The organism is Segatella sp. (genome assembly GCF_977051555.1).
In genome coordinates this window covers 35,509-41,706 of the sequence record NZ_CDRSSE010000030.1, presented here as the reverse complement: position 1 = coordinate 41,706, position 6,198 = coordinate 35,509, and the positions used below count along the sequence as shown (strand labels likewise).

The 6,198-nt window shown below is 43.0% G+C and carries 5 protein-coding genes, 1 tRNA gene and 1 pseudogene; 4 read left to right on the top strand and 3 right to left on the bottom strand.

The genetic code is table 11. The features are described 5' to 3' along the window. A pseudogene (locus ACWJAO_RS08425) lies at positions 1–81 on the bottom strand (16S rRNA (cytidine(1402)-2'-O)-methyltransferase); the annotation flags it as partial. 95 nt (positions 82–176) lie between these two features. Here ACWJAO_RS08425 and ACWJAO_RS08420 point away from each other — a divergent pair. The 3 genes from ACWJAO_RS08420 to ACWJAO_RS08410 all read left to right on the top strand — a co-directional run bounded on the left by ACWJAO_RS08420 (position 177) and on the right by ACWJAO_RS08410 (position 2,054). Next, the gene (locus ACWJAO_RS08420; protein WP_449139928.1) at positions 177–761 is read left to right on the top strand and encodes a thymidine kinase; all 585 of its coding nucleotides are present in this window, start codon (positions 177–179) and stop codon (positions 759–761) included. 14 nt (positions 762–775) lie between these two features. Beyond that, positions 776–1,903: an AI-2E family transporter gene (locus ACWJAO_RS08415; RefSeq protein ID WP_449139927.1), complete on the top strand. Its 1,128-nt coding sequence runs from the start codon at positions 776–778 to the stop codon at positions 1,901–1,903. A 78-nt stretch (positions 1,904–1,981) separates the two neighbouring features. Then, positions 1,982–2,054: transfer RNA gene (locus ACWJAO_RS08410), tRNA-Lys, on the top strand. A gap of 466 nt (positions 2,055–2,520) precedes the next feature. Here the strand turns inward: ACWJAO_RS08410 and ACWJAO_RS08405 are convergent. After that, positions 2,521–3,357 (bottom strand): DNA/RNA non-specific endonuclease, encoded by an 837-nt coding sequence (locus ACWJAO_RS08405; RefSeq protein WP_449139926.1) that lies wholly within the window; start codon positions 3,355–3,357, stop codon positions 2,521–2,523. Between the two features lie 429 nt (positions 3,358–3,786). Between ACWJAO_RS08405 and ACWJAO_RS08400 the strand changes: the two genes are divergently transcribed. After that, entirely contained in the window at positions 3,787–4,476 is a 690-nt protein-coding gene (locus ACWJAO_RS08400) for a DUF4840 domain-containing protein (RefSeq protein ID WP_449139925.1), read from the top strand. Between the two features lie 359 nt (positions 4,477–4,835). Here the strand turns inward: ACWJAO_RS08400 and ACWJAO_RS08395 are convergent, their stop codons facing one another. After that, complete coding sequence (locus ACWJAO_RS08395) at positions 4,836–6,083, bottom strand: ATP-binding protein (protein WP_449139924.1); 1,248 nt, start codon at positions 6,081–6,083, stop codon at positions 4,836–4,838. Positions 6,084–6,198: the final 115 nt, after the last annotated feature.

Below are 6,198 nucleotides of genomic sequence, written 5' to 3'. Positions count from 1 at the left end.
TTCTTTCAGTATGCGAATGGCTCGCATTGTCATGTCCTCCATGTTACCAACTGGAGTCGGAACGATGTATAATGTGCCCATACTGACCGCAAATGTAGTTAATTAATCTTTCTTAGCAAAAAAAAAACGCATTTCTTTGCATTTTTTAAAACCTTATTATTAATTTTGCCCCCGAAATGACAGAAAATCTAATTGGGGAGGCACACCGTCCCGGAAGAATTGAAGTGGTGTGCGGATCGATGTTCTCCGGAAAAACAGAGGAATTGATCCGAAGAATGAAGCGTGCGAAGTTCGCCAAGCAGAAGGTGGAAATCTTTAAGCCTGCGCTTGACACTCGTTACTCCGAGGAAGATGTAGTGAGCCATGATCAGAACTCTATCCGGTCTACTCCTATTGAGTCCTCTGGATCAATAATGCTATTGGCTTCTGATATCGACGTGGTGGGTATCGATGAAGCCCAGTTCCTGGACAAAGGTCTTGTGGAGGTATGCAACGAACTTGCCAACCGTGGCGTGAGAGTGATCGTGGCTGGACTGGATATGGACTACAAGGGAGTTCCCTTCGGTCCGATTCCTGCCCTCTGTGCCATCGCCGACGAGGTGACCAAGGTTCATGCCATCTGCGTGAAGTGTGGTTCGGTTGCCTACGTGAGTCACCGGTTGGTCAATAACGACAAACGGGTGCTCCTGGGCGAGAAAGATGAATACGAACCGCTCTGCAGAGAATGCTATCAGAAGGCGATTCTTAACGAAAAATTATAACAAAAGGATTAGTTATGGGAAAGGAGATTACATTTGATAAATTTATAAGATGGGCGGGTGTTACCCTCATCGTTCTTGCCGTGCTCTTCATGACCAATTATCTGAGCAGCGTACTGCTGCCATTCTTCATTGCGTGGTTTTTCGCTTACCTGCTCTATCCGGTTGTGAAGTTTATCGAAAACAAACTCCACGTCAGAATTCGTGCGTTGTCTATCCTCATCGCCATGGGAACGGCTATCGCTGTCATAGGAGGCGTACTGTGGCTCATCATCCCTCCGATGATTGACCAGTTTGACAAACTCGGTGAGGTGTTGACACGATGGCTGCATCAGACAACTCATACCAACAACCTGACGGCGCTGATCAAAGACTGGCTGCAGGCCAACCAGGAGCAGATAGAGCATTTTCTGAAAAGCAAGGACTTCAGCGATGCCATCAAGGCCACCATGCCTAAGGTCTTCTCGGTAGTCAGCCAGACGGCAACGGTACTGATGAGTATCGTGGCATCGATGATTACCTTATTATATATGTTCTTCATCCTGCTCGATTATGAGACGCTGACAGCCAACTGGGTGAGAATCTTCCCTAAGAAGAACCGTCCGTTCTGGAGTGCGCTGATGAAGGATGTGGAGCGCGAGCTCAACAACTATATACGTGGTCAGGGACTGGTAGCGCTCTGTATGGGCATCATGTTCTGCATCGGTTTTACCATCATCGGTTTCCCGATGGCGATAGGTCTGGGCATTCTCATCGGCATCATGGATCTGGTTCCGTATCTCCATACCTTCGCCCTCATCCCTACGGCATTCCTTGCCATGCTGAAGGCTGCCGACACAGGTCAGAACTTCTGGCTGGTATTCGGTCTGGCTTTTTTGGTGTTCTGTGTGGTACAGGTCATCACCGACATGGTAGTTACCCCGAAGATCATGGGTAAGGCGATGGGATTGAACCCAGCCATTCTCCTCTTGAGTCTCTCGGTTTGGGGTGCACTTCTGGGCTTCCTGGGCTTGATAGTAGCCCTTCCGCTCACAACGCTCATCATAGCCTACTGGCAGCGCTATGTAACGAAAGAGAAGCCGCAATATCATGAAGAAACGGGCGAAAATGTCCCGATTTCGGATAAAAATGAAGAAAATCAGTAAAAATATGGCAAAATATTTGGTTATTTCAGATTTTTGCCGTACCTTTGCACTCGCTTTTGAAACATAAAGCAGAAGATTGACTCGCTAGCTCAGCTGGTAGAGCACAACACTTTTAATGTTGGGGTCATGGGTTCGAGCCCCATGCGAGTCACAGATCTTCAAGAAAAAGGCTTTCCATTACGGAAAGCCTTTTTTCGTTTCTTCATCGATTATCTCCGTTTCTTCATCGATTATCTTCATCGGATTACGCTGAGTTAATGGAAAGCGACCTGTTCGGTCGAGGAACAGGAGCAGCGTGATGTATAGTCACGCAGATTTGGCTTTCCCTTCGGCCGCCGATTTTCAATTCGCAGATGAAGCAGATTTATTCGGATTGACTATTTTTTATATCCCACAGATTTCACAGATTTACACAGATTTTTCATCGGATAACTCCGCGAAATCCTATGAAAAAAATCTGCGCCATCTTATAGACCGTATAGGTCAAAAATCTGTGTAAATCTGTGAAATCTGTGGGACATAAAAACGTATAGCAATAAAATCAGCTTCATCTGCGAATTGAAAATCGGCGGCCGAAGGGAAAGCCAAATCTGCGTGACCTTAATATAATGTTCAGGCTAAAACATTTCAGCCTTAGCCTCTACCCTCTTCTCTACATCATCCGGAAGCTGAGGGAAGAAATCATAGCCGGTGATACGCTCCACTTCATCTACTGAGTTTACGAATTCCGTCTTCTTTCTGCCTTTCTGCGACTGATTACGGCAAATAAAGCCGATGGCCTGCGGATTCTTGCCCGTATGAAGAACCACCTTGAAGAAGGCATCAGGCACTACCACCTTGTTCTTACCCAACTTGCGATGCTCCTTATTCAGAAATATCGGTCCGCAGACTATATAAACCTTGCCATACTGCTTCGCCCAGTTGCGGCACTGCTGCTCTATCGTGTTCCATACACCCGCATTCAGACTGTGGTTCTGCGGACACATATTGGTCATCAGGAAACATTCGTCCATCGCCTGCTGACTCCATTTGTTGTCACCAGCCGGACACATGTGTCCCCTGTCGAAACCACTGTTGTAATAATCCGCCAAAGTACCCACGGGTGCCGGCATCTCCTCATCATCAGCAAACGTACCGCGCGGCAACTTACCAGATGCATGTTCCCCCGTCAGCACCCAGGCAACCCAGTTAGGCTGTCGCGTATCATGATTATAAGATACCGTATAAGCCAACCGATGCCTGATGGTCTCCGATACCTTTACCTTAGATACCGGAATCTCCAGGCCCTGTGCCTTCAGATTCGCACCTTTTACAGGAATTTCCTGCTTATTCTCCTCTACAACAAGCGCCTTATCTTCTGTTGCCAACGAAGAAACCTTCGGCAAGACAGAAAACGCCACAACTGCGGCAACCGCCAACAGCCAAATCTTAAATGTACCTACCTTCTTTTTCATATCAGATTCATCATTATTTCATTTCCCGTGAGACTCAGAGTCTACACTATTTATTCCGCTTTTAGGTGAATAATCCCTAAAATCTCCACAAAAGTAGTATTTTTAAGCGAAAAAGAGAAAGAAAATCATAAATTTCTTGCATATTTCAAAATAAAACACTAACTTTGCATCGCTATGTAGAACAACCCTAGACTTAAACAGTAAAAAGCTCAAACAACTAAGAACTGAAAGTCAAAGGTTACGATACATTGGCAAAAGTGCTCTATGAAATGGACAATCGAAGAACATTAACAGAGATTAACTAAAAGTGATGCAAGTTTTCTGCCTTTTCTTGTTTTATACAAGGACTGATGATCCTCGAGGCGATAAAATCGGGGTGCATTTAGGCTGAGAAATATGAGAAAATAAGAATCAAAACATAATAGCAAAATGAAAAAAATCAAATTATTCTCAATGGTAGCTGCCTTCGTTGCAGCTTTCGCATTCACTTCTTGTAACACAGGCGATGATAACAACAGCTATTATCAGCCGCTTACACAAGCAGAAAAGCAGACCTGCTATCTCATGACATCTGGTAGCCGTATGAACAAACTCGCTTATATAAGCGACGAGCATGTTACATTAAAAGACGGAAAGAAGGAATATGTCGACACCTTAGACGTTGCTACATCAATCTACGGAGATGGTAAAGATACTGTAATGACTGTTCGCGACTTCCCTGTCAAGATTCTCGCACGTTACATTCCTGAAAATGCTGACACGAAAGAACTGAAGGAAGCATTGAAGAATTACAAGATGCCAGTCAGCTTTAAGAGTGTTGTAACCTACTGGACTCTTACACCAGCCCTTCAATTCTTGCTCACTCCAGAGACAATAACAGTAAATCTGGAGTATGGTGGTACAACTCATAAGGTTAATTTCTATTGTTATGCTAATGGATATTACATTTACAATACAGGACTGATTAACAGTACTTCCAAAAAGTTGGAAGCTTATTTGACTCTTTACGGTTACGAAGTTGATCCTAAGGACGAGAAGAATCCAAAGCCTACAACTTTCAACTATAATATAGCAGGAGAGCAATCTACTGGAGTACGATTTAAGTTCTTCGAGCCATAAAGCTCAGAGCAAAAGAAATAAAGAAGTAAGAAACTTACACTTACAAATATATATATGTTAATACTCTCTTAAAAATTAAACAAAAAAGAAAACTATTAGAGGCGCAGTCTTCGTGAGAAGGTTGCGCCTTGTTGCATATATACAAAGAACGCTCTTATTACTCATGAAAGTTCAGTTGAAAATCTTGCGAAACACTTTATTATTTGTTTTTATTAACTGAGTCCACTTAAAAAAGTCCCGAATCATATTTTTTGTCTTTGTAACTTATTGACAACCAATGGTACGTTTTCGTAAAAATGACTTTTTCAAGTGGGCCCATCTATATGATTATGATTGAAATGCGGAAACGCAAGAGAATGTTAAAACTTATATATAGGCAAAACCTTGACCTTATATCCATTTTTCTCAATTACCCTTTCCTCATTCATCGTGACAATAATCAGATTGGAGCATTTGAGTTCTCCCGCACATTCTATGATGCTATCTATCTCCCGCTTGAGTGTTCGTTCGGAAGAGAGGTCATAACATACTTGTATAAGACTTTCTACATGAGCACCCTGCCTTGTAACAAAATCAGTCTCCTTGTCATTACGGGAGCGATAATAGAAAAGTGATGTCTCTGCATGATATCCTCTGCGAACCAACTCTATAAAAACCTGATTCTCCAATAGTCTGCCTAAGTTCTCACTCACATTAAAAGCCTTGGCTTCTACAAAACCATTGTCAACTACATAAACTTTCTGTGGAGCTTTCTTCATCACTTTCAACTTGTTGTTGTAACGTGGCAGATAATACAAGAGATAGGGTTCTCTTAAATATCCCATGAACTTCTTGGTGGTTGCTACGCTTGAAAATCCCAGCGCTTCTGCCAGTTCGTTGGCGCTGAAAGGATTGCAGAAGTTAGAAACCAGATACATGGCCAGGTTGTTCAAATCCTCCACATTGCGTACTTTATGGCGCTTGGCAATATCTTTCCAAATGATGGAATCAAAGAGTGTGGAGAGATAGTTTTGGGTCAGACTTCTTGCTGCTACTGTCTCTGGATAGCCACCATGGTGCAGATAGTCTGCTATAAGCGAGAGGTCTGATGCGCTATCTTTCATTTCCGATACTTCCGAAAGATTCCTGTGATTCCAGATAAAGAATTCAGAAAGACTGAAAGGCAGCATCTCTATCTGGATATATCTGCCTGTGAGTAATGTTGCCATTTCGCTACTTAGCAATTTGGCGTTGCTTCCCGTAATAACCATGTTGATTCCCATGCGGTAAAGCTTGGAGATCCATAAATCCCAACCATCCAGATTTTGAACCTCATCAAGCAGAAGATACTCAAAGTCGGGATAAACGGCACGTAGTGTTTCCCAAACCAAATCATCGTCCCATGCACTCAGGAGTTTGCCGTCGTCAAAATTCAGATAGGCAAAGTTCCTGCTTTTCAGCATCAGCAAAGCCTCTGTCGATTTGCCGGTTCTTCTAGGTCCCGTTATCAACTTGATTTGCTTGCTTGCCAACAGTTCATCCACATCATATTGGGTATGACGTGTAAGATAAGGACGGGAAAGCAGAATATCCCGTTCCTTTTTCTGGTTATTGATAATTGTTCTCATTTCTCTTCAGATGAATTGATTAAACCGGGGCAAAGATACAAAAAATATTCAATATATCATTCGTATTGAATAAAAAAGTACTGATTTTATTCAATACGACGGATAAAATGAATAA

Bases quoted from the DNA above. Each gene is read 5' to 3' on its own strand.
- ACWJAO_RS08420 (WP_449139928.1), top strand. From the start codon at position 177: ATGACAGAAAATCTAATTGGGGAGGCACACCGTCCCGGAAGAATTGAA.
- ACWJAO_RS08415 (WP_449139927.1), top strand. From the start codon at position 776: ATGGGAAAGGAGATTACATTTGATAAATTTATAAGATGGGCGGGTGTT.
- ACWJAO_RS08405 (WP_449139926.1), bottom strand. From the start codon at position 3,357: ATGAAAAAGAAGGTAGGTACATTTAAGATTTGGCTGTTGGCGGTTGCC.
- ACWJAO_RS08400 (WP_449139925.1), top strand. From the start codon at position 3,787: ATGAAAAAAATCAAATTATTCTCAATGGTAGCTGCCTTCGTTGCAGCT.
- ACWJAO_RS08395 (WP_449139924.1), bottom strand. From the start codon at position 6,083: ATGAGAACAATTATCAATAACCAGAAAAAGGAACGGGATATTCTGCTT.